This is a genomic window from Microcystis sp. M061S2 (assembly GCF_020245605.1).
GTDB lineage: Bacteria > Cyanobacteriota > Cyanobacteriia > Cyanobacteriales > Microcystaceae > Microcystis.
On the sequence record NZ_JADBUP010000074.1, the window covers coordinates 63,010 to 82,696 of the forward strand.

Here is a 19,687-nt window from a genome sequence, read left to right on the forward strand (position 1 = left end):
AATTATCCTTGATTTTTTCCTGTGGGATTTAACTAATTTCGCTCTGGCAACCAATGCCTATCAAGCATTTGTTCAAGGGAATAGGGACAATTTAGAGGGAAATTGTGAGGAGATATTTCAGTTTTTTGCCCGACAATAAAAACGGCATCTTGATAAATTCTTTCTTGGTTATCTAGGAGATAGTTTTCTAAATTTGTGCTTAAATATCCATTTAGCTGAACTCTAAAAGTGGCTATTTCTCCTTGCCAATGCCGATGATTTAATTCAAATTCTTCTGACCAATATTGCCATAACAAAAGATGAATAATTATCTGTCTTAAAAAACTCTCAACTCGATTTTTATCCCGTTTGCTCAAAGCCTCCAACTCCTCGATTAAATGTTGAATATCCAACTCAGCTAGACGATTTTCCTTGAGAAGTTTAATTGTTTCAGTTAACCAGAGATGTTCATCTTGTTCGTAGAGAAATTGTAACTGATTTAGCCAAGGATCTTTTTTCATATTTTTTTGGCTGAGGAGACTTCTAAAACTGCTTTCGGGTAGGCAATGCGTTGATGGTGGAATTGTTGCCAAACTTGCACAAAAACCTCGGCAATAATTGGTAATTCCTCCTGACGAATACCACTATCTACTAATTGTTGATCGCGCCATCGGGCCTGAAAAATCTTTTTGATCATATCCATGGCTTGTTCTGGGGATGCCTCCTTCAGCGATCGCAAAGCGGCCTCGCTACTATCGGCTAACATAACGATCGCCGTTTCTCGCGATTGGGGAATCGGACCATCGTAGCGAAAGGCCGCCTCATCGACGAATTCTTGACCATTTTGGGCGGATTTTTGCAAAGCTTGCTGATAAAAATAGGAAATTAAGAGATTGCCTTGGTGTTCGGGAATAAAATCGCGGACGACTCGCGGTAAACCGTGTCTGCGGGCCATGACTAACCCTTCGCTAACGTGCTTTTTAATAATCTCGGCGCTGACGTAGGGATCGTTAATTTCATCGTGTTTATTCGGGCCACCCATTTGATTTTCAATAAAACCGAGAGGATCGTGCATTTTCCCGATATCGTGATAAAGGGTTCCCGTGCGAATTAATTCCACATTACAGTGCAGTTTTCGGGCGGCCGCTTCAGCTAAACAGGCGACAAAAAGGGTATGTTGAAAAGTCCCCGGCGCTTCCGTGGCCAAACGTTTGAGCAAACTACAATTAGGATTGGACAACTCCACCAGACGAATGGGAGTGACCACATCGAAACAGCGTTCCAAATAGGGGGATAATCCTAGGGCGATTACCGTCCAAGCTATCCCCGATAGACCATAGACGAGCGCCGTGGGTAGTAGAGTATAGATGATCGTGCTGGCCGTGGCGCTAACGATTAGGTAAGTGAGCAGATAAACACCCCCTTGACTGACTCCGATTCCCATCCCTAGCAGCGATAATTCATCCCTAGAACGCAATTTTCCCGCTATCATAGCCGCTAATAGTCCCCCTATCGTCCCCGCGATTAAATCGGCGCTGATACCTTGGATGCTGAATAGGGAAAGACCGGCAGTTAAGAGGACTTGGGTGACGGCCAGAGTCGGGCCGTAGAAACTGCTGACTAATAAACCCACGGCTGCCAAATTGGTAAAGGGAATATTGGCGATCGCTAGGATCGGTGTGGTAAAACTTAGTAAACCCAAGAGAAGAAAATCCCGGTGACGCAGAGGCCGATGGAGACGCTGAGCAACGAGGCAAAAAGTCCCGATCGCGCTGGTGACAAGGATTGCCGTTGACCCTAAACCCATCCAGTTAATGCCCCGTTCGCTCAAACCAAAGCCATCGATGAGAACAAACTGAGCTTGAGTAATTTTTTCGCCTGCTTTAACGATAATTTGACCGGTTTGAGCGCTAGACATGACCATATCTACCGCTTCCACCGCTTTAGCGGCTTGTTCTTTGGTTGCCTCCCGATCTTCTATCAGGTTCGTTTGTCCCTCTAGGGCTGCCAGAAGGATATTTTCGGCTAAAGACTGCTGGCGACTGGTTAGGCGATCGCTGCTAATCTGCACGGCGATGGTATCCTGTAGGTGACTGGTGGAAATCCCCGGGGGAATGCCTTGTATCAAAATCCGGCGACCCGCTTGCAGGACGGCTTTTTCTAGGTTTTGCCACTCTCGATCGCCTATTTGGGCCACTGTGATCAGATCGGCGTATTTGAGTTTATTTAAGCTGGAATGCCGATAATTTTGGCTGGTTTGCTCCTTTATTTGCCGTAATTGCCCTAATCGATCGATAAATTGCTCAAAGCTTCCCTTCGTCACGCGCTGACGATAGGCTTGGATTTCGCTAACAGCATATTCCTGCTCTTTTGTCAAGAGGTTTGTAAAAGATTCTTCATAGTTGAGGCGGCTTTGTAGAGTTGACCATTGAGGGGCAGAAAAGGTGAGCAGCGTTTCCATTGTGGCGTTGGAAATAGTCCTGCCCATTAAAATGGAATTTCTTCGCAGAATTGGGCGAATTTGACTTAATTGCCCTAAAGTGTCTCGCAGCGATCGCTCGATCTGGTCGGTGGTTTGGGGGTCTCTTTTCAGCCGGGGAAGCAGTCCAGCCCGAATTTTTTGGCGTTTGAGGGCGGTGGTTTCTTGGTCTTGAAAACGGGCATCTTCGGGGGCGATAATCGTGACGGGGGAAATAGTCCCGACGGCCAATTTCGGCTGATTATAGAAACGATAACCGACCACGCTAGTCAGACAACCGACGGTAAACAGGAAGATTAAGGGTCGTCGCAGTTTACCCAGGGAGTAAGAGCGAGATTTTCGGGCAGAATCAGGAAAAACAGTGAAAGAATGCAGAAAATGATTCATAAATTCCAGCTAAATTCTATAAACTGCGCCACCATGCCCAGAGGAAAAATACCAGCAATTTGGTTTTGGGTTCCCTCTTCTATTTTAAGGACTCCCTGTGCAAAAAAATTTTTTCTCGAAAGGTATCTAGGGGCTGCTGAAAAAGTTTGTTGGTGGGGTGAGGAGTCGGTCGCAGGTCGGGGAAGAGAGAGGCAAAAGGCAAGGGCTTGGAACTACACAAGGGAGGGTCTTTCTCCGTTTCCTGATGGGTTAAGCAAGAGGTAGAACCTCTAGAAATGCGTTGCAAGGGAGACCCTTGCAACGAGGTACGAGGTAAATTATCAATAGCTCTAATCTATTTCTAGATTTTCTAAATCGGCTAAATCTTGTAATCTACCTGATGCTTTTTTGTTTTTTTTAAGATTTTCTAAGTCGATAAAGTTAACAATAATATCGTCAATTTTAACCTCAATTCTGGATAAGTAACAAGTTTGGAACTCTACCCCATCGGGGGTTGTAATTAAATCAATACGGTTAGGAGGATAACCTAATTGTATCACTTGATCTGGCGTTAAAAAGTCATCAATTGTTAATCCTAAAGAACCAAAACCGAACCCTTCTAAGGCTTTGATTAGATTATAGGCATTTAACGAACTCATTTCTATCCAAATATCAATATCTTTAGTATAACGAGGATAGCCATGTAAGGCAACGGCATAGCCGCCTAAGACGAGATAACGCACTTGATTATCGTTTAACAATTGTATAAACTCTTTGAAGTCTTGGTTCAGCATTATATTTATATTGATGATATTCTTGACGAATTTCTTCTAAGGCCGATAGTCTCGTTTGGTACGATTGACTACGCCAATAGGCTGTCTCCGTTTTGGGAGCTTTTAAGTTAACTTTTTGATGAGTGATTTTCATAGAGAGATTAAGTAGGTAGGCGTTAAAAATTATCAGACACCCCCCTTATCAAGGGTAGATCCCCCCGCCTATCGGCACCCCCCTTATCAAGGGGGGCAGGGGGGATCGAACTTAAAATCCATTTTTAATTTAATTATAACCCAGCTACTTAAGTGTTATTTTTCGCTTTTATTGTTTAAAGAGGGGTGGCAGTTTCTAGGGAAATTTTAAGATTCCTGTTCTCAGAAATCCTGTAGTTAAGTTTTTCAAAACCAATAACTTCGCCTTTTTGATTTTTCATTAAAATAACTTCGTCGCCGGTTTCTTCGCAGAGATATTCCGAAGAGCGATCGCCAAACCACACGGTTAAGGTATTGCCCATCGGATCATAATAAACGTTTACTTCTGCCATAAAATTTCCCCTTCTTTAATTGCATCGGTGGGATAAGTGGTAATTAGGAAGCCTTCACCATTGAGTTTTCGGATAATGGCACAGAGCCAACGTTTTGGTCGTTGAAGTTTATAAAAAAGATAAACATTAGGGTCACTGCGGCTACGTCGAATTTCATCAGGTTGGCTAAGGGTTTCTTGGACTAATTTTTCTTGTCCTTTCATTATAGGATGTTTGATCTGGGTGATAATCCTAAATCCTTTGAGTATAGGCTACTTATGAAGACAGGCACTCATGCAAGAGGCAAAAGGCAAAAAGGGGAATAAATAATCAGTCTTTAATAACCGGATTTAGTATAACCTATCCCTGCGTCTTCATCGGCCCGCATCCTGTAGGGGCGAAGCATTCGGGCAATAACCTATTGCTGAAACCGTAGATTTTCTATCCGAATGCTTCGCCCGTACTTTTTCAGCACAGAAAACGGGTTTCTCCGAGAAACCCGTTTTCTACTCATGGACACCCCCCTTATCAAGGGGGGCAGGGGGGATCGACACCCCCCTTATCAAGGGGGGCAGGGGGGATCGACACCTAATAACCAGATTTAGTATAACCCCTAAACCAATACACTTGTTCTATAGTATGCCCCAAAAAATTCCGGAAAAGGGAATAAGGGAAAAAAAAGAGAAAAAAAGAGAAAAAGGGTTACAGGGTCCCCCCGACACCGCACACCACCCGAAAACCGTAGCCGAGGTCGTAGAAGCCGCGGTAGAAGCTGTAGCGGACAGCGGAACGGCAGGCATCCGGACCGTCGCACCAAGAACCGCCCCGCAATGGAGAATAATTATCATTCCCATTTTTTGTCCAAGCACTGCCATCCGTCGGCGCAACATGATAATTATCGTGCCAAGTATCGGCGCACCATTCCCAGACATTGCCGTGCATATCGTACAACCCAAAGGCGTTAGCTACCTGAAAATAGCCCACTGGGGTTGTTTTACGTCGATATTTTCCTGTAAATTCATCGGCATAAGTTTCAGTAGCTCGATAGTTAGCTAAATCTGCCGTTATCGTTTCCCCAAAATGAAAGGGTGTTTTTGTCCCGGCTCTACAGGCGTACTCCCATTCTGCCTCACTCGGTAGCCGATACTCCCGTTTTGTTTCCCTTGATAGTCGTTTACAGAATTCTGTTGCTTGATACCAGTTGACGCTTTCTACGGGTAGCTCATCCCCTTTGAAGCGAGAGGGGTTTGTCTTCAGGTCGATGTCTATTTTAGCGGTTGCGGCGATAGCTTGCCACTGAGCTTGGGTAATCGGGGTTTGACTGATGTAGAAAGCGGGGACTTTGACTAGGTGTTGTGGTCTTTCACTTCTAAATCCGTCCCAACCAAATTTTTTAACCAGTCTTTCGATTTCCTCATCTTCCGTTCCCATCCAGAATTCTCCTTGGGGAATATACATCATGCGGATATAGTTTTGAGCTTTTTTCCATTTGCGAACTTCCGCAAGGTTTTCATCGTAAAAATAGGCTTTAACAGGTTTTCTCTCGATAACTTGGCCTGTTTTATTAACCAATACCGTTTCTGCGGTAAAAAGGTTTTCATTGTAGGGAACAATAGCGGCTACTTCGTCTATTAAACGTTTTTGTAGGGTTCCTTCGTCTTCTGGGGAAAGTTGAAGGACATTGCCAACGTGGTTTAAATCCCCTCTAGAATAGGCGGCAATCGGTTCATTAAGCAATAATAAGGGTTCATAATCGGCTAAAGCAGCCGATATATTTTCTAATAAAGCTGTCAATCTCACAAGACGCACTCGGTTATTATTTTTGATAGCTTCTGCTAGTACCTGTTTGATTTCATTGACTGCTTGACTGGGTTTTAGGTAGGCAAGAGCTAACCATTGTTGATTTTGCCAATAAACCGATTGTGAGCAATAATCACCGATTTGTTCCTGAATATAGGTTTGTAACTGATAGGCCAGAGATTTGAGTTCCTCTGGGGTTAATTTTTCTAATAGTAGTTTACGAACATCGGGAGACATTTCATAGAGTTCTCGATCTATTTTGCGGACTAAACTGGACAGTAAAATATCAGCGATCGCATACCAAGGAGCTTGATTATTTTTATCTTGATGTTGACGCAGATCATAAAGTAAATTAGGGGATAAACTAAGAGGAAAAGCCGCTCGTTCCGCTAGTTCTCTTGTGTTTGGTTCGTTTTCTTTTTCAAATAATCTTAAACGGCTTTCTGCGCTAAAAAAATCTTCATCCTCATCCCAATTATCCCCTTGGTGAAATTGATTAGAATTAAATGGAAAATGACGGGGTGGGATAGCTTCTTCTTTTAGCCATGTTATCAAGTTTTCCCAGTCCTCTGTGGTTAGTTCAAACATGGAAAAATTGGGTATATCTTCAGCTAAATCAGCAATATCGATCGCAGTTGTCCCATACCATCGATGATAGGGTAAGGGGTTTAACCATGCGACTCGGCTAAATCTTCGGCTAAATCGTCGGATAAGGGTTTCTGTTGCGCTCAAGCGCTCTTCTACATAACGTTTTCTAGCGGCACCCGCATCACTAAGAATTAGACAACTGGTTACTTCCGGAGAATAGTTAGAGAGAACTTTGGTTAAAGATTGACTTTCCCAACCGTTTTCTTGTCGTAAAACCTCGTCTCTAATCAGATTATCAAAGTAAAAATGGGGAACATTTGCCCAAGTTTGCTTCATTATTCGCCCAAATCCTGCAAAGGGAATCATCGAGTCAGAACAATCAATAAAAATTATAATTTCTCGGCGATAAAGTTGTTTCTTTTGGTAAATTATTTGATCAAAAAAACCTCGTTTAGCCGTTGCCATCACCGTGGCTTTTAGATCCCAAGTTTGTCGAGGACTTTCTAGGGGTAATGGACGCAGTTGCTGCCAACTTTCTTGTAACTTAGCGATGCCAATAGGATAATAATCAGGATTATCTAGGGATGTGATTTTTTTTCGCTTTTCAATAGCTGTGGCAATTTGTGGAAATGAAGTCTCCGGTGCTATTGGTGTATCCCCAGAAGGGGTAATTTCTAATGAGGGAGATTCCCTATCATCCATCGGGTTTATGATTTTGCTAATCGATTCTTCTGGATGGCGAATAGGTGTTTTTTTGGCTATTTCTATATTTATTTCTGGTTGGAATTGTAGCATCTCTGTCCAGGCCTGATCAAACTTTTCTTTTTCTTTCGGGGATTTAACCCATAAAGCTTGACAAAGAAGTTTAATTTTAGGATTGTCTAAGTTGGGATTTTCTTGAATAGCAATATCAGAATCATTGGCGAGTTTTTGAATTAGGTAATTTTCCACCCGATAATATTGTTCAATAGACAGCAGAAATCCTTCTTCGTCTCTGAGTTGATAAAATAGGTCAAGTAGGGGGGATGTCATTGGCTTTTTTAACCTCTTGTTCCATAATCTTGTAAATCGGTACGGCTTTTTAGTAAAACACTAGCGTGGGGTAATTTGTCCCCGTTTAATTTGGCGATAATTTCTTCAGGTTTGTACTTGAGTAACGATTTAAACCAGGCTATTAATTCACTGGTGCTAACTTTTTTTTCTCCTTCAGATTTAGTCTCGTCTTGTGATGTTCTCACTTCCTGAAAACGGTCCACTGCTTTGATGATAACCTCTTGTTCAGCGTCGGTAAACCGTTCGGTTAATATTTTTCTTAATCTTTCTTGGTTGGGTAGCTCAATATAGTGATAAATGCAACGTCTCAGAAAAGCATTGGGTAAGTTTTTTTCTTGATTACTGGTAATTATAATCAGAGGAAAAGCTTGATCATTTGCTTGAATTGGTTCTCCTGTTTCTTTAATGAAAAAACGACGAGATTCAATGGCTAAAAGTAAATCATTAGGAAAATCTCGATCCGCTTTATCTATTTCATCAATTAATACTACCGATTGTTCTTGCTTATCTTGACTTTGTTTAAATGCTTTACCCAAGGGTTGTAAATCAACCCAATCTTTTGAAGTAGCTGGATTTTTTTGCTTTGAAGTAGCTGGATTTTTTTGCTCAGAAGAAGATTCTTCTATTTCTTTTTGGCTTAAAATTCCGCTAATTTGAGCAGCTTGTAAACGACCAATATAATCATATTGATAGAGACTATCTTCCGCTTTGCTTGTAGATTGAACTATCCACTCATAATATTTTATAGAACCACTTTGCTGACCATTATTAAATTCATAAACTAAGGCATGAGCTAGACGACTTTTGCCACATCCCGGCTCACCTTCTAGTAACAAAGGCATTCCCAATTCAATAGCCAAGTTAACAACTTCTATTAACTCATCACCTGCGTCATAGGGATAAATTTTCTGTTGAATCGGTTCATAATAAAGATCCGATTTAGGTTGAATTTCTCCCGTGTAGGTTAAGGATAGTTTATCCATCTATTTTCCCTCGATAATTGTCCTTGAAATTGTTGATAAAAAGCTTTCAGTGTGTCTTCTATGTTGCCGTGCTTGCTATTTTCCCATAATTCCTGCAAGGTAGATTTAAATAAGTCTGTGGTTTCATCCTGTAAGTCACAACCTAACTGAAGTTGTTGAGCAAAAGTAGGAATAATTTCCTGAAAAGACCGTTTTTCAAAGCAAGAGTCAATCTGTAAGCGGTGAATAGGACTTAATTCTGATAATTTGTCCTTATCTCTCCAATCATTACTTTTTCCATAATCTAACCAAATCATTAATAAAAAGCCTTTAATGGGACTATTTTGTATTTTACGAGCGTTGGGAATTAAGTTTTGCCAAAATGAATCAATGTCTTTTAAACGGGAAAAGTCTGCACAATCAATTCCTTCAAAAATCAAACATAAATTATTAGTCTTTAAATTTTTAATTCCTCCAGAATTATTGAAAAAATGTTCATGAAGACTATAGCTATCCCATTCTTCTTGACCATCTCCTTGAAATTTAAAAACAATAGGTTTAACTGGCAAATTATTAGTGATCAAGATTTCTTTTTCTAAACGACGCAAACACAAAACACGATATTGATGAGGACAAGGGGGAATATAAATACTGCCTTCTCGTAAAGGTTTAGCAGCTATTTTATCAGTAAAATTTACTAGATTAGTATAATTAAATTTTGTCAAAACACTATAAATCTTCTCATTATTTGTTCGTTGATTTTTTAGGTTTTGATGATGAATTTGACAACATTCTAAGCTTTCAAAATCTAGTCCTAATACTTCGCAATAAGCTTGAACAATATAAGACTGTTTAGAGGTTCGCCCTTTTTTTCCTAGTCCATATTTTTGTTCAGTACAAAACCGCAAACTATCTCCAGATATGCCAATTACCTTTAAAATAGACGAATCTAATAAAAAATTCAGAACCTCATCAAAGGTTAAATGAATTAAATTATCATTAATATCTTCAATTCTGGTTGTATTTATTTTATTTTGAGTAATGTACTCCCTTTTATTCTGATTTTCAAATCCTTTAAAATCAGATTTATTTTGTAAGTACAATTTCTTACCCTTTGGTTCTAAAACCTCTTTAGTTGCTCCAGATTGTGGCTGAGATTCTGTCATCCAAGCTTTCAAAACATTTAATCGAATGGTATAACTGGAAGTTTTTGTTTGACTACGGTATTCTTCGAGAAATGCCTCAAGTAACCATCGACTTGCTTCTATTAATATTTGCTCTGTTTTCTCCGAAGCACAAGAATAGTCTCCCTCATAAGCATCTTTAGCCTTACGAAGGGTTTCTACATCTTCATCCGATAATCTGATTTCGCCAGACCTTAACATAAATCTCGTCAAACGTCAACCTACGATCTGATCCACTTTTTGATCCCCTTTTGCCAGCATTTGCTGAAAGCATTTTAATCAACTTGTCGCCACAAAACAAGCCATAAGGCGACAGGAGCAAAATCTATGAATTTCTGGCAAAAACATAAAGCGGACATCGACGTGATTTGCCGCATCATCACCACTTTAGCTGCTTTGGCTAGTTTGGGTGTTCAGGTGGGAGAGTTAAAGATTCCCCAAAGCGGGATTCTTCCCCCTATCACTGAGGTTCAATTGGAAGCGGGGAAAAACACTCACCCCCACTAAATGAAGATAAATACTAGGGATTGAAGCACATTAGCTGAAATAAAGGCCGATGTGCTTTTTTCATAAGACTGGACCAAAACGAGGGTGAGTTAATAAGATAACTCACCCTGAAAGAGATTTAGCGATCAACTGACCCCATAATAATATCAATACTGCCTAAAATCGCCATAATATCGGCAACTTTTACCCCTTTGAGGATATGGGGCAGAATTTGAAGATTATTAAAATCGGCGGCCCGAATTTTCCAACGCCAAGGGAAAACATCATCATTACCGACGATAAAGATGCCTAATTCCCCTTTACCACTTTCCAAGCGCACATAATGTTCACCTTTAGGGATTTTGAAAGTGGGGGCGACTTTTTTGGCGATATACTGATAGTCAAAATCATTCCAAGCTGATTTTTTCCCTTCTGCCATCCGTTTTGCTTCCAGATTTTCGTAGGGACCACCGGGTAAACCTTTCAGTGCTTGCCGGATAATTTTCACCGATTCGCGCATTTCCCGAATCCGCACCAGATAACGAGCAAAACAATCGCCGGCGGTTTCCCAATGCACTTCCCAGTCAAAATCGTCGTAACACTCGTAATGGTCAACTTTTCTTAAATCCCATTTCACCCCGGAAGCGCGCAACATCGGACCGGATAAACCCCAGTTAATCGCTTCGTCTCTGGTAATGCAGCCTATCCCTTCAATACGACGGCGGAAAATCGGGTTATTAGTGATTAATTTCTCGTATTCGTCCACTTTGGGGTCAAAATAGTCACAGAAATCCACGCACTTATCCACCCATCCGTAGGGTAAATCCACCGCCACGCCACCAATACGGAAATAATTATTATTAATTAACCGCATTCCCGTGGCGGCTTCCCAGAGGTCATAAATCATCTCCCGTTCCCGGAAAATGTAGAAAAAGGGAGTTTGTGCGCCTACATCCGCCATAAAGGGGCCCAACCAGAGTAAATGGTTAGCGATGCGGTTGAGTTCCAACATAATCACCCGGATATATTGCGCTCGTTTGGGAACGGCGATATCGGCTAATTTTTCGGGAGCATTGACCGTAATCGCCTCATTAAACATCCCTGCGGCGTAATCCCAACGACTAACGTAGGGAACGTACATGACATTAGTGCGATTTTCGGCAATTTTTTCCATGCCCCGATGAAGATAACCGATTACGGGTTCACAGTCAATCACGTCTTCCCCGTCAAGGGTGACGATTAAGCGCAAAACTCCGTGCATCGAAGGGTGATGGGGTCCCATGTTTAAAACCATGGGTTCTGTTCTCGTTTCAATTTTTGCCATAGGGCTACCGATGATCCCGAAAATCTTTTTAAAGTTATTATAGGTAAACGCTTCGACAATACACAAGGACTATCGGGTATCAGTAATCAGTGATCAGTAATCAGTGATCAGTAGTCAGGAGATTATTTTTATTTATACTTCGCCACACCCTACACCCTACACCCTACACCCTACACCCTACACCCCACACCCCACACCCCACTTCCCCACACCCCACACCCTACACCCCCACTTCCCCGCTTGATCGAGTACAATAGAGTGTTCAGCAAAAGCGATCAGCTATTAGCTTTGATTAGTCCTTCGGTAAGAATATAAACCAGAGAAAAGAGCCATTAAGAGCGGCAATCAGCTGAAAAAGCTCAAAAACTGAATTTTAGGCTGAAGGCTGACGGTAGCTTGCTGAAAGCTGAATCCCGTTGATAATTTTTTTTACTTGAATCACCGTGGTTATCCAAATCGACTCAACTCAAAACTACGAAACTAAAACCCAAGAGATCGCTAGACAACTTTTAGCCGAAACTCGGGAAAAAAAAGGTCTTTGGTCTGCTTTACAGGATCAAATGCGTTGGGATGATAAATTACTCGATTGGGCAATGTCTAACCCCAATTTACGAGTACAATTATTCCGTTTTATTGACTGTTTACCCGCTTTACGCAGTAATGCCGAGATCGCTAATCATCTCCAACAATACCTCGGTGATGCTTCCGTAGAACTGCCCAGTGCGCTGAAAAGTATCCTCAACTTTAGTGATCCTAACTCCCTACCCGCTCAAACGGCCGCCAGTCTGATCAGTAAATCCGTAGAAACCTTAGCTCGTAAGTATATCGCCGGGGAAGACCTAGAGCAAATTACTCGCACTGTCACCCGTCTGCGGAAGGAAAAAATGGCTTTTACCATAGATCTCCTCGGTGAAGCGGTAATTACTGAAGCGGAAACCCAAGTTTATCTACAAAGTTATCTGGATTTAATGACCCATTTGGCTCAAGAAGCGACCAAATGGAATAAAGTTAGCCAAATTGATGAAGCAGATGGCGAGTTACTACCACAAGTGCAGGTTTCTGTCAAGCTAACTGCCTTTTATTCTCAGTTTGATCCCATGGATCCCATTGGCAGTAAGGAGAAAGTTTGCGATCGCATTCGCCTACTGTTGCGACGCGCTCAGGAGTTAGGGGTGGCAGTCCATTTTGATATGGAACAGTACGTTTATAAAAACCTCACCCTGGCTATCCTGAAAGAATTACTCCTAGAAGAAGAATTTCGCAGTCGTACCGATATTGGCATCACCCTACAGGCATATTTAAGAGATTCTGCCCAAGATTTACAAGATTTAATTAATTGGGCCAAAAAGCGCGGTTATCCCGTTACTGTCCGGCTAGTCAAAGGCGCTTACTGGGATCAGGAAACGATTAAATCTCGGCAAAATCACTGGCCACAGCCGGTATATAACGAAAAATCGGCCACCGATGCCAATTATGAGCGGATGACGCGGTTATTATTGGAAAATCATCAATATTTATACGCCGCCATCGGTAGTCATAACGTGCGATCGCAAGCCTTGGCCTGTGCGATCGCAGAAAGTTTAGAAATTCCCCGTCGTCGCTTTGAAATGCAGGTATTGTACGGCATGGGCGACCAATTAGCCAAAGCGTTAGTGAAGCGGGGTCATCGGGTGCGGGTTTATTCCCCCTACGGACAACTCTTACCCGGTATGGCCTACCTAATCCGCCGTTTATTAGAAAATACCGCTAATAGTTCTTTCCTAAGGCAAAATTTGGAGGATCGTCCCGTGGAAGATTTAATCGCAGCCCCCCGGGTTTTAGGCCAGGATAACCCGATTATCCCCGGTTTTCCTAATGCCCCCGATACGGATTATGCTAACGAGCAATTACGAAATAAAGCGAGTCAAGCCCTTACTTTTGTCAAAAATTCCCTCGGTAAAACCTATTTACCCCTAATTAATGGCGAATACGTTGCCACCAATGTTCAAATTAATTCCGTTAATCCCTGTAACCCACAGGAAATAGTGGGGAAAGTGGGCTTAATTGAGGTGGAACAGGCAGAAAAAGCGATCATAGCGGCGAAACAGGCTTTTCCCGCTTGGAAACGCACTCCAGTGGCAAAAAGAGCCGAAATACTGCGAAAAGCGGCGGATTTGATGGAAGCGCGACGACACGAGTTATCGGCCTGGATTTGTTTGGAAGTGGGCAAAGTTATCCAACAGGCGGATCCAGAAGTGTCAGAAGCGATCGATTTTTGCCGTTATTACGCTTCCGAGATGGAAAGACTGGATTTAGGGCATAATTTCGACGTAGCAGGTGAGAATAATCGTTATTCCTACCAACCCCGGGGTATTGCTTTAGTGATTTCTCCCTGGAATTTCCCTCTAGCCATTGCGGTGGGGATGACAGTAGCGGCTTTAGTAGCAGGTAACTGCACGCTATTGAAACCTGCCGAGACTTCTTCGGTGATTACGGCGAAATTTGCCGAGATTCTCCTAGAAGCGGGTATTCCTGCCGGAGTCTTCCAATATATCCCGGGTAAAGGTTCCCAGGTGGGGGCGCATCTAGTCAGCCATCCCGATGTTCACCTAATCGCCTTCACCGGTTCACGAGAAGTGGGCTGTCGCATCTATACAGATGCCTCTATCGTGCAAAAGGGTCAAAAACACCTAAAACGAGTTATCGCCGAAATGGGCGGCAAAAATGCCCTAATTGTCGATGAGAGTGCCGATTTAGATCAGGCCGTTGTCGGTGCGGTTAAGTCCGCTTTTGGCTACACCGGCCAGAAATGTTCGGCCTGTTCGCGGATAATCGTTCTGGAAAGCGTCTATGATAGCTTTGTGGATCGCTTTGTCGAGGCTACCAAGTCCCTCAATATCGGGCCGACGGATTTACCGAGTACGGAAGTAGGACCGGTTATCGACGAGAAAGCTCAAGCAAGAATTCGGGAATATATCGAAACTGGTAAAAAAGAGGCTGAATTGGCCCTAGAGATGCCAATTCCAGAAGTGGGTTACTTCGTCAGTCCCACCGTCTTTAAGAATGTTCCCCCTGATGCGGTAATAGCGATGGAGGAGATTTTTGGTCCGGTGGTGGCGATTATCAAAGTGAGCAATTTTGAGCAAGCTTTAGCTGTAGCTAACGGAACCGACTATGCTTTAACCGGTGGCTTATATTCTCGCACTCCTGCCCATATTAACCGAGCTACGCAGGAATTTGAAGTAGGAAACCTCTATATTAACCGGGGAATCACCGGTGCGATTGTCTCCCGTCAACCCTTCGGGGGTTTCAAGATGTCGGGGGTAGGTTCCAAGGCTGGGGGTCCGGATTATCTGCTGCAATTCCTCGAACCTCGTCACATCAGCGAGAATATTCAACGTCAGGGATTTGCACCGATTGAAGGGGCCGATTAGGCCATTCACAGCTAAAATTGGTTATTATTGGGGGTTTATACCCCCAAATCTGGTTCATTTATCGGCTAAGACCCATCTTAACCCCCTATCCTTAGATTAGCTCTCTTATTCTTTGTGTGATCAGTTTAAATTATATAGGAGCGATCGATCTCTGTGTCCTTTGTGTCTGGAGTGGTTCCTTCCACTCACTCACCAAACCCAATAGAACCGTTGTCTTTCCTAGCTGATTTCTTGGCTGTCAACCTACTGCTATATACTTAAGTTGAAAATTGCGTCGGCCTATCAAGAAAAGACTATGACGATTGAAACCGTTGCCACAAAACCCTTTAGTGACCAGAAACCGGGGACTTCTGGATTGCGAAAATCCGTTCCCGTTTTTCAACAACCCCATTATCTGGAAAATTTTATTCAAGCTATCTTCAATACTTTAGACGGTATCGAGGGTCAAACCCTAGTTGTCGGTGGAGATGGTCGTTATTATAACCGTCAAGCTATTCAAACTATCCTGAAAATCGCCGCCGCTAACGGTATCGGTAGAATACTCGTGGGAACCGATGGTATTGTCTCCACTCCGGCTATTTCTGGGTTAATTCGCGAAAATAACGCTTTTGGCGGTATTGTTCTCTCCGCTAGTCATAACCCCGGCGGTCCGGAGGGCGATTTTGGCATTAAGTACAATATTACTAACGGCGGACCGGCCCCGGAAAATATCACCGATGCAATTTATGCCGAGACGAAGGTGATTAGCAGTTATAAAATCCTCTTAGGGGCCGATATTAACCTCGATCGCCCCGGTTCCTTTAAACTGGGAACTATGGATGTGGAAGTGATCGATGCGGTTACTCCCTACGTCAAAATGATGGAAAAGATTTTTGATTTTGATCGCATTCAGGCCCTACTCACTTCTGGTAAGTTTAAAATGTGCATGGATTCTCTCCATGCGGTAACCGGTCCCTACGCTTATGCTCTATTTGAACAGCGTTTAGGTGCGCCCAAGGGTACAGTATTAAATGGTATTCCCCTAGAGGATTTTGGTGGTGGTCATCCCGATCCTAACCTAGTCTATGCCCATGATCTGGTAGAAATTCTCTTCGGTCAAGAGGCCCCGGATTTTGGCGCTGCTTCCGATGGAGATGGCGATCGCAATATGATCCTCGGTCAGAATTTTTTTGTCACCCCCAGTGATAGTTTAGCCGTACTAACTGCTAACGCTCATCTAGTACCAGGCTATCAAAATGGTATCACGGGAGTGGCGCGATCGATGCCCACCAGTGCGGCGGCCGATCGAGTAGCGGCTAAACTGGGAATTGACTGTTATGAAACTCCCACGGGTTGGAAATTCTTCGGTAATTTGTTGGATGCGGGGAAAGCAACCCTTTGCGGGGAGGAAAGTTTCGGCACGGGTTCCAATCATATTCGCGAAAAAGATGGTTTATGGGCGGTTCTTTTCTGGTTAAATATTTTGGCAGTTAAAGGGGAATCTGTAGAGGAAATTGTTCGCAGTCATTGGCAAGAATTTGGACGCAATTTCTATTCTCGTCATGACTATGAAGAAGTCGCCTTAGAACCGGCTAAAGAGATGATGGCACGTCTCCAGAAGCTGGTTTTAGACCTTAAGGGTCAACAATTTGGTAACTATGAAGTGGAATATGCCGATGATTTTAGCTATACGGATCCCGTGGATGGTAGTGTTAGTAAAAATCAAGGCATTCGCATTGGTTTTACCGATGGTTCTCGGATTATTTACCGTCTATCGGGTACGGGAACTAAAGGAGCAACTCTTCGGGTTTATCTAGAAAGTTATGAACCGGACGCAAGCAAACACGATATCGACACCCAAAAGGCCCTACATCCGTTAATTGATTTAGCCGAAGAAATCGGTCAAATTCGTCAATCTACCGGACGGGAACAACCCACAGTTATTACCTAAAATCTAGGGATCAGCTATCAGTTTTTATCGGGGAATTTTTTGACCTGCTCATCACTGATAGCTACTCCTTAATTACTTTCAGTAATTGCCCTGTGGTACAATTTTTGAATTCCCGTCACTAATTTATCTAACATTGATCGATGGCTATCATGAGTCGGATCGAAACTCTGCACTTTGGTTAATAATTTCGCTTCCTGTACGTCCACGTCGTCATCGCTATAGATTAAAGTGCTAATCGATGCTAGTAGATCTTGATAGATTTCCGGACTAGGATTATCGCCTAAATAGGACTCTAACCATCGATAACATTCACTGGTTTTAACTGGTTTTAGTTCCGATAATAGTGGTTTAATCTCTGGATCATCATCAAGTTTTTCCCTCACAGCTACCTGTCGTAAATAACTCCTTTCTGATGGTTGAATGACACCATCAATCCAGGCAACACCGATGAGAATTTTCAGTAATTGTTTATTTTTCATCTCACACTTCCTTGACTAACTTAGCCATAAAAAAACCGTCTTGATTATGCCGATGGGGTAACACTTCGATCGCTCCCGTTTCTGTATAGTATTCTGAGACGCACGAATTAGAGTCAGGAGTGGCCATTTTCCAATCGGGATGAGCGGCTAAAAACTGCTCGATCACTCTTTCATTTTCTAACGGATTTAAAGTACAGGTGGCATAAACTAAGATTCCCTTCGGTTTTACCCAAGTGGCAGCCGAGGCTAAAAGTTCCCCCTGTCGTTTGGCTAGTACAGGTAAATTTTCTGGTGTTTGTCGCCAACGTATATCAGGACGCTTGTGCAGGGTTCCCAATCCTGAACAGGGAGCATCGATTAGTACACGATCAGCGATGCCGCGCCACTGGGGACGATCGCGACTATCCCCTAGATGTATTTCGATCGCTTTTAAGTCTAATCTTTTAATATTGGCTTCTAACTGTCGTAAACGGGATGCCGTTTGATCACAGGCTAATATTCTACCCCGATCGCCCATTAATTCGGCAATATGAGTGGTTTTTCCCCCCGGTGCCGCACAAGCGTCGATAATTGTCTCTCCGGGCTGGGGATCGAGCAGATAAGTGACTAATTGGGCGCTAATATCCTGTAGGGTGTAATTTCCGGCTTGAAATCCCTCTAAACGCTCAATATTGCCTAAACCAGAGGTTAAACGGCAAGCTAGAGGTAACTTAAGATGATTAAAAGTTATATTGGCTGATTCTAACTCATTTTCTAGGGCTTCTAGGCTAGTTTTTAGGGGATTAATCCGAATATCGAGGTCAGGAGAGCGATTAAACCATTGACACAGTTGTTCCGTTTCCGTAACACTAAAGCGATCTAACCACAATTGCACCAACCAATCGGGGAAACTGTGGAGAATACCCAATCTAGAAGCGGTATTTTCTGGCAAAATTAAAGGATCGTCGCCATTAGCAGTTAAACGGAGATATTGCCGCAGCATTCCGTTAACCACCGCCGTTAATTTGCCTAAATGACTGATTTTAGTTAATTCTACCGCCGTATTCACCGCCGCCGATGGGGGAATCTGGGAGAGATAACGCAGTTGATAAAGACCAATATGGAGAATTCGCCGTAAATCCGGGGGTTGCTGGGCCGCAGTTTTTTTCCCCAGGCGATCGAGCAGCGCATCCAAAGTTCTTTGTCGGCGTATTATACCATAAACAATCTCCGTTGTCAAGGCTTTGTCAAGACAATTTAAGGAACTAGCGGACAAATGGCGATCAAGAGCGCGATCGGGATAGGCGGAGGAGCGATCGATATCGCGTAAAATCAGCAAAGCCAGCTGACGAGCATTATTCATGCAGTTTCTAGACGATTGCGGAGGAATTGGCGTAAAATAGTCAGCGCCGGAATCGGGATTTCGTGACCCATATTTAACTCGTGATATTCGACGTTAACCCCCAAACCAAGCAGTAAATCTCTGGCTTGACGAGCAGCAGCGATAGGAACGACGGGATCCTGCTTACCATGAACAATTAAGACATTTTGGGGACCCTGGGGATGGGGTTCACTGTGCAGATAACCACTCAAGGAACCCAATCCCGCCAAGGGTAAGGATAAACCCACATCCAGCGTCATCGCTCCCCCTTGGGAAAAACCGGTCAAAAAAGTCCGCTCTAGGGGAATGCCGGTAGTTGCTTCTAGGGAAATAATCCAATCCTGCAATTGTTGACGACTAGCGGCTAAACCTTGATAATCGGAGGTTTCTAACGCATACCAGGCGCGTCCCCCCGGCACTTGGGGATGATCAAAGGGAGCATTAGGAAACAAAAATTGACAATCAGCCAGATCCAGCATCGATGCAAGGGGGGCCAGATCCATGGCATCCGCACCCCAACCGTGCAGCATGATCACTAGATAGCGAGCGGGATTTTCTGGGGAAGGGGGAATGACAATCGGGTTAAAAGACAGGGTTTTTTCCTCGCAATTCTCTTTTTTATCTATTCTATAGCGGTTTTCCCCGGGGTGAGATGGCTGTGGGAGAGTCTTTTCAGTGATCAGTAATCAGTGAAAAGAAAACTCCGATTACTACCCCCTTCCTCTCTCGGAGAAGGTTTGAGGATGAGGACAATTAACCAGAGTTGCCACTACTTTGGAAAAATGGTCTTAGTCGTCGTCGAGTATAGTTGTTGTCAGCAACTACTAAAATTAATTAATATATCCGCCGCTCACCGTCAAGCGGAAACTAGACAGAATGATCTGGCTATTATCACCCAACCCAGCCTTGAGCCGGTGAAAATTGGGGCTAATTGGCAATTTTTCGGCAAAAAAGTTATCTACACCTGCTAACAGGCAATTTATCCCT

General features: G+C 43.2%; 17 protein-coding genes. 4 read left to right on the forward strand and 13 right to left on the reverse strand.

Going from position 1 to position 19,687, the window contains the following annotated elements; genetic code table 11:
* Positions 1 to 32 precede the first annotated feature (32 nt).
* From IM475_RS13285 to IM475_RS13325, 9 genes are all read right to left on the reverse strand, one after another.
* Positions 33 to 500, reverse strand: a complete 468-nt coding sequence (locus tag IM475_RS13285; protein WP_287727874.1) for a DUF29 domain-containing protein — start codon at positions 498 to 500, stop codon at positions 33 to 35.
* Positions 497 to 2,845, reverse strand: coding sequence for an HD family phosphohydrolase (locus IM475_RS13290; RefSeq protein WP_287727875.1), 2,349 nt, complete (start codon positions 2,843 to 2,845; stop codon positions 497 to 499). Before IM475_RS13290 ends, IM475_RS13285 begins: the two co-directional genes overlap by 4 nt.
* Positions 2,846 to 3,174: 329 nt before the next feature.
* Positions 3,175 to 3,618 (reverse strand): DUF6036 family nucleotidyltransferase, encoded by a 444-nt coding sequence (locus IM475_RS13295; RefSeq protein WP_046663377.1) that lies wholly within the window; start codon positions 3,616 to 3,618, stop codon positions 3,175 to 3,177.
* Complete coding sequence (locus tag IM475_RS13300) at positions 3,572 to 3,751, reverse strand: hypothetical protein (RefSeq protein WP_079209363.1); 180 nt, start codon at positions 3,749 to 3,751, stop codon at positions 3,572 to 3,574. The genes IM475_RS13295 and IM475_RS13300 overlap by 47 nt, the downstream gene beginning before the upstream one ends.
* A gap of 175 nt (positions 3,752 to 3,926) precedes the next feature.
* Positions 3,927 to 4,142 carry a DUF2283 domain-containing protein gene (locus IM475_RS13305; protein WP_046663375.1) on the reverse strand — a complete coding sequence of 72 codons (216 nt, stop codon included), beginning with the start codon at positions 4,140 to 4,142 and terminating at the stop codon, positions 3,927 to 3,929.
* A complete protein-coding gene (locus IM475_RS13310; RefSeq protein WP_287727876.1) occupies positions 4,130 to 4,345 on the reverse strand; it encodes a hypothetical protein in 216 nt (71 codons plus the stop codon). Before IM475_RS13310 ends, IM475_RS13305 begins: the two co-directional genes overlap by 13 nt.
* A gap of 478 nt (positions 4,346 to 4,823) precedes the next feature.
* Positions 4,824 to 7,541 (reverse strand): formylglycine-generating enzyme family protein, encoded by a 2,718-nt coding sequence (locus IM475_RS13315; RefSeq protein WP_287727877.1) that lies wholly within the window; start codon positions 7,539 to 7,541, stop codon positions 4,824 to 4,826.
* 8 nt (positions 7,542 to 7,549) lie between these two features.
* Entirely contained in the window at positions 7,550 to 8,545 is a 996-nt protein-coding gene (locus tag IM475_RS13320; RefSeq protein ID WP_287727878.1) for an AAA family ATPase, read from the reverse strand.
* A complete protein-coding gene (locus IM475_RS13325) occupies positions 8,527 to 9,909 on the reverse strand; it encodes a hypothetical protein (RefSeq protein WP_287727879.1) in 1,383 nt (460 codons plus the stop codon). Before IM475_RS13325 ends, IM475_RS13320 begins: the two co-directional genes overlap by 19 nt.
* Positions 9,910 to 10,035: 126 nt before the next feature.
* Here IM475_RS13325 and IM475_RS13330 point away from each other — a divergent pair, with 126 nt between their 5' ends.
* On the forward strand, positions 10,036 to 10,215 hold the full coding sequence (locus tag IM475_RS13330) for a hypothetical protein (RefSeq protein WP_287727880.1): 180 nt from the start codon (positions 10,036 to 10,038) through the stop codon (positions 10,213 to 10,215).
* 118 nt (positions 10,216 to 10,333) lie between these two features.
* Here the strand turns inward: IM475_RS13330 and IM475_RS13335 are convergent, their stop codons facing one another.
* Entirely contained in the window at positions 10,334 to 11,518 is a 1,185-nt protein-coding gene (locus IM475_RS13335; RefSeq protein WP_002760089.1) for an NAD(P)H-quinone oxidoreductase subunit H, read from the reverse strand.
* A 443-nt stretch (positions 11,519 to 11,961) separates the two neighbouring features.
* On the opposite strand from IM475_RS13335, the gene pruA reads away from it, so the two are divergent.
* Both pruA and IM475_RS13345 read left to right on the forward strand, forming a co-directional pair.
* Complete coding sequence (gene pruA, locus IM475_RS13340) at positions 11,962 to 14,931, forward strand: L-glutamate gamma-semialdehyde dehydrogenase (protein WP_287727881.1); 2,970 nt, start codon at positions 11,962 to 11,964, stop codon at positions 14,929 to 14,931.
* Positions 14,932 to 15,226: 295 nt separating this feature from the next.
* Positions 15,227 to 16,861, forward strand: coding sequence for an alpha-D-glucose phosphate-specific phosphoglucomutase (locus IM475_RS13345; RefSeq protein ID WP_287727882.1), 1,635 nt, complete (start codon positions 15,227 to 15,229; stop codon positions 16,859 to 16,861).
* Positions 16,862 to 16,929: 68 nt separating this feature from the next.
* Here IM475_RS13345 and IM475_RS13350 read toward each other — a convergent pair whose 3' ends face one another.
* From IM475_RS13350 to IM475_RS13360, 3 genes are read right to left on the reverse strand one after another with little or no spacing between them, the layout of a single operon-like run.
* Complete coding sequence (locus tag IM475_RS13350; RefSeq protein ID WP_287727883.1) at positions 16,930 to 17,340, reverse strand: tellurite resistance TerB family protein; 411 nt, start codon at positions 17,338 to 17,340, stop codon at positions 16,930 to 16,932.
* A 1-nt stretch (position 17,341) separates the two neighbouring features.
* The gene (locus IM475_RS13355) at positions 17,342 to 18,682 is read right to left on the reverse strand and encodes a 16S rRNA (cytosine(967)-C(5))-methyltransferase (protein WP_287727884.1); all 1,341 of its coding nucleotides are present in this window, start codon (positions 18,680 to 18,682) and stop codon (positions 17,342 to 17,344) included.
* The gene (locus IM475_RS13360; RefSeq protein WP_353737452.1) at positions 18,679 to 19,272 is read right to left on the reverse strand and encodes an alpha/beta hydrolase; all 594 of its coding nucleotides are present in this window, start codon (positions 19,270 to 19,272) and stop codon (positions 18,679 to 18,681) included. The genes IM475_RS13355 and IM475_RS13360 overlap by 4 nt, the downstream gene beginning before the upstream one ends.
* Positions 19,273 to 19,443: 171 nt before the next feature.
* On the opposite strand from IM475_RS13360, the gene IM475_RS13365 reads away from it, so the two are divergent.
* Positions 19,444 to 19,671, forward strand: coding sequence for a hypothetical protein (locus tag IM475_RS13365; RefSeq protein WP_287727885.1), 228 nt, complete (start codon positions 19,444 to 19,446; stop codon positions 19,669 to 19,671).
* Positions 19,672 to 19,687: the final 16 nt, after the last annotated feature.

Excerpts from the sequence above, each read along its gene's own strand:
- IM475_RS13320 (WP_287727878.1), bottom strand. The coding sequence starts at position 8,545 with ATGGATAAACTATCCTTAACCTACACGGGAGAAATTCAACCTAAATCG.
- IM475_RS13325 (WP_287727879.1), bottom strand. The coding sequence starts at position 9,909 with ATGTTAAGGTCTGGCGAAATCAGATTATCGGATGAAGATGTAGAAACC.
- IM475_RS13305 (WP_046663375.1), bottom strand. The coding sequence starts at position 4,142 with ATGGCAGAAGTAAACGTTTATTATGATCCGATGGGCAATACCTTAACC.
- IM475_RS13365 (WP_287727885.1), top strand. The coding sequence starts at position 19,444 with ATGAGGACAATTAACCAGAGTTGCCACTACTTTGGAAAAATGGTCTTA.
- IM475_RS13290 (WP_287727875.1), bottom strand. The coding sequence starts at position 2,845 with ATGAATCATTTTCTGCATTCTTTCACTGTTTTTCCTGATTCTGCCCGA.
- IM475_RS13285 (WP_287727874.1), bottom strand. The coding sequence starts at position 500 with ATGAAAAAAGATCCTTGGCTAAATCAGTTACAATTTCTCTACGAACAA.
- IM475_RS13355 (WP_287727884.1), bottom strand. The coding sequence starts at position 18,682 with ATGAATAATGCTCGTCAGCTGGCTTTGCTGATTTTACGCGATATCGAT.
- IM475_RS13310 (WP_287727876.1), bottom strand. The coding sequence starts at position 4,345 with ATGAAAGGACAAGAAAAATTAGTCCAAGAAACCCTTAGCCAACCTGAT.
- IM475_RS13330 (WP_287727880.1), top strand. The coding sequence starts at position 10,036 with ATGAATTTCTGGCAAAAACATAAAGCGGACATCGACGTGATTTGCCGC.
- IM475_RS13300 (WP_079209363.1), bottom strand. The coding sequence starts at position 3,751 with ATGAAAATCACTCATCAAAAAGTTAACTTAAAAGCTCCCAAAACGGAG.
- IM475_RS13350 (WP_287727883.1), bottom strand. The coding sequence starts at position 17,340 with ATGAAAAATAAACAATTACTGAAAATTCTCATCGGTGTTGCCTGGATT.
- IM475_RS13345 (WP_287727882.1), top strand. The coding sequence starts at position 15,227 with ATGACGATTGAAACCGTTGCCACAAAACCCTTTAGTGACCAGAAACCG.
- IM475_RS13335 (WP_002760089.1), bottom strand. The coding sequence starts at position 11,518 with ATGGCAAAAATTGAAACGAGAACAGAACCCATGGTTTTAAACATGGGA.
- IM475_RS13295 (WP_046663377.1), bottom strand. The coding sequence starts at position 3,618 with ATGCTGAACCAAGACTTCAAAGAGTTTATACAATTGTTAAACGATAAT.
- IM475_RS13315 (WP_287727877.1), bottom strand. The coding sequence starts at position 7,541 with ATGACATCCCCCCTACTTGACCTATTTTATCAACTCAGAGACGAAGAA.